Below are 2,832 nucleotides of genomic sequence, written 5' to 3'. Positions count from 1 at the left end.
GCACAGGTTTCATCTGCGCCGGATGCCAAGCCCACGCCGGAACCCGCCGATGAAACCGTGCGTGTGTCCCGCGCCAACGCCGAGGCGCGCATTGCGCCCACGCGCGAGGGCTACGTCAACGCGATCCAGGTCTGGCCCTTCACCGATGGCGCGCTGTATCAGGTCTATGCGGCCGTGGGCCGCGTGACGGTGATCGCGCTCCAGCCCGGCGAGGAACTGGTGACGGTGGCCGCTGGCGATACCGTGCGCTGGATCGTCGGGGACACATCGAGCGGCAGCGCTGACGCGCTGCGCGTCAATGTGATGGTCAAACCGATCCGCTCGGGCCTGAAGACCAATCTCGTCATCACGACCAGCCGGCGCACCTATCTGCTGGAGCTGACCTCTACCGAAAAGACGTGGATGGCGTCGGTGTCCTGGGAGTACCCGAAGGACAAGATGCTGGCCTTGCAGCGCCAGGCGCAGGCGGCCAGCGCCGCCGCGCCGGTCGATGCCGGGCTGTCGTTGGAGAAGATCCGGTTCCGCTATGCGGTCAGCGGCAGCAATCCGCCTTGGAAGCCGCTGCGCGCCTTCGATGACGGCGAGAAGGTCTATATCCAGTTTCCGCCGGGCATCGCCCAAGGCGAACTGCCGCCGCTGTTCGTCATCGGCGCCCAGGGCGATGGGCAACTCGTCAATTACCGCTTCCGGCCGCCGTACTACATCGTGGATCGCCTGTTCGGCGCCGCCGAACTACGCCTGGGCGGGGACAAGGGCGATGTGGTGCGGATCGAACGTACCGATGGCACGCGGAGGAACTGAGCATGAGCCAGGACGATTCCCCTGACTTTGCGCCGCAGGCGGGCAAGGTCGCGCCCGAGGCGGTGGCGCTGCGCGCCCAGCCGCGCCCGGTCACACGCCTGAACCGGCGCACGCTGGCCATGCTCACCGGTGGCCTGTCGGTCGCCGTGCTCGGGGCCACGATCTGGTCATTGCAGCCGCACCGGCGCGGCGCAGGCGAGCAGACCGAGCTTTACAACGTCGATCGCGTCTCGAAGTCCGAGGGGCTGGATGGCCTGCCTTCGGATTACTCCAAGCTGCCGCGAAAGGTGCCCGAGCTGGGGCCGCCGCTGCCGGGCGACCTTGGCCCGGCCATCGTGAAGGCGCAGCAGCCGGTGACGCCCACCTACGCGCCGCCGGGCCACGACCCGGAGGATGCACGGCGCAAGGAAGCTGAAGCGGCAGCAGCTTCCTCGGTGTTCTTCCGCTCGGGCACGCCTGGCAAGACCGCCGCGCCAGCGGCTGCGCAAGTCGCTGCGGCTGGCCAAGCATCGGCCTTGGCGGGCTTCGACCCGCTCGCCGCCGGGCCGGCCTCGACGGCGGCCCAGCCCGCCGACCCGACCGCTGTGCAGAATCGACAAGACCAGAAAGAGGCGTTCCTGAAAGGCGGCTCTACGGAAACCCGCAATTCCGGGAATCTGAAAATGCCGTCCTCGCCGTATCAGGTGATGGCCGGGACGGTGATCGCTGGCGCGCTGGTGACAGGCATCAAGTCCGATCTTCCGGGCGACGTGATCGCCACGGTGACGGAGCCGGTCTACGACACGGCCACGGGCAAGTTCCTGCTGATTCCGCAGGGCTCGCGCATCCTGGGCCGCTACAACAGCCAGGTCAGCTATGGACAGAGCCGGGTGCAGGTGGTTTGGAACCGCATCATCCTGCCGGACACGTCCTCGCTGACGCTGGACAACCTCGTCGGCACCGATCCGGCCGGCTATTCGGGCCTGGAAGACGGTGTGGACTACCACTGGAGCCGCATCGTCGCCGGTGCGGCGCTGACGACGCTGCTGGGCATCGGCGCCGAGTTGGCCGCGCCGGAGAACCGGCAGGACGGCAACCGCATCGTGATCGCCGGGCGCGACAGCGCACAGGACAGCATCAACCAGGTCGGGCAGGAGATGACCCGGCGCAACATGAACATCCAGCCGACGCTGACCGAGCGGCCCGGCCTGCCGGTGCGGATCATCGCCAACCGCGATCTGGTGCTGCGTCCGTACCAGCCAATGTTCTTCCAGCGGGGAGCGATGCAATGAGCACGACCAAGAAACTGCGGCTCGGGCCACTGCCCAAGACCGAGAGCGTCAAGCTGACCTTCGCTTGCCCGGCCAGCCTGAGGGCCACCCTCGACCGCTATGCCGCGCTGCACGCGCAGGCATATGGCGAGACCGTCGATGCAACGACGCTTATCCCGCACATGCTGGAGGCGTTCATGGCGGGGGATCGGGGATTCAGGAAGGGCACAGCGACACGGAGCGCGCCAACGAAGCCGACATGATGGCGTCGCGTACCAATGGCATCCGTCGAACGCGCAGCCCCAGGCTGCGCGTTCTTCATTCTCTGGATGCCGCACGCAAAGCCTCTTGGGCTATGATGGTGCGACAGGCCCGCCGTTCCTCGGCAATCCCGCACGCTCCAGCGCGATCCGGCTTTCCCTCCCGACGCTCCTATGTGGCTCCTAGCCCACAAGGCCGCACTTCCGCAAAGTGGCCTGAAAACGAGCTAACCTACTGTCCCATATACGGTTTCAAGCTCTGCGTGATTTGCACGAAGGACTTGACACCAGAACTTTTTTGTTGCCCGCCCGGATTGGGCGTGAGTGGAGTTTAGTACCGCTTGTGAAAATTTCACAAAAATTCATTCACATCCTGTTGACAAACAATGTTCACATAATGTGTAATTCACCCATCGCAGCCCCAAAGCCGCGACGGGTGCCAAGTGATCGAGCCGCGCACCGACATGCAGACCAACGCAGGTGCCGGGTGAACCGGTGTGTAGTGGGCGTGAGTCCGGGGA

At 65.7% G+C, this 2,832-nt stretch carries 3 protein-coding genes; all 3 read left to right on the top strand.

Translation table 11 applies throughout. The annotated features are described in order from the left end of the window. The coding region (gene trbG, locus DBR23_RS26470) for a P-type conjugative transfer protein TrbG (protein ID WP_233250765.1) at positions 1-801 on the top strand (801 nt) is incomplete at its 5' end. 2 nt (positions 802-803) lie between these two features. Next, the gene (locus DBR23_RS26465; RefSeq protein ID WP_024537616.1) at positions 804-2,072 is read left to right on the top strand and encodes a TrbI/VirB10 family protein; all 1,269 of its coding nucleotides are present in this window, start codon (positions 804-806) and stop codon (positions 2,070-2,072) included. Further along, positions 2,069-2,314, top strand: a complete 246-nt coding sequence (locus DBR23_RS26460; protein ID WP_024537615.1) for a DUF2274 domain-containing protein — start codon at positions 2,069-2,071, stop codon at positions 2,312-2,314. Before DBR23_RS26465 ends, DBR23_RS26460 begins: the two co-directional genes overlap by 4 nt. The last annotated feature ends 518 nt before the right edge of the window (positions 2,315-2,832 follow it).

The organism is Acidovorax sp. HMWF018, from assembly GCF_003061035.1.
Classification (GTDB): Bacteria; Pseudomonadota; Gammaproteobacteria; order Burkholderiales; family Burkholderiaceae_C; genus Acidovorax; species Acidovorax delafieldii.
Note: the sequence above shows the minus strand (reverse complement) of the source record. Positions and strands in the feature narration are given on the sequence as shown.

Excerpts from the sequence above, each read along its gene's own strand:
- DBR23_RS26465 (WP_024537616.1), top strand. The coding sequence starts at position 804 with ATGAGCCAGGACGATTCCCCTGACTTTGCGCCGCAGGCGGGCAAGGTC.
- DBR23_RS26460 (WP_024537615.1), top strand. The coding sequence starts at position 2,069 with ATGAGCACGACCAAGAAACTGCGGCTCGGGCCACTGCCCAAGACCGAG.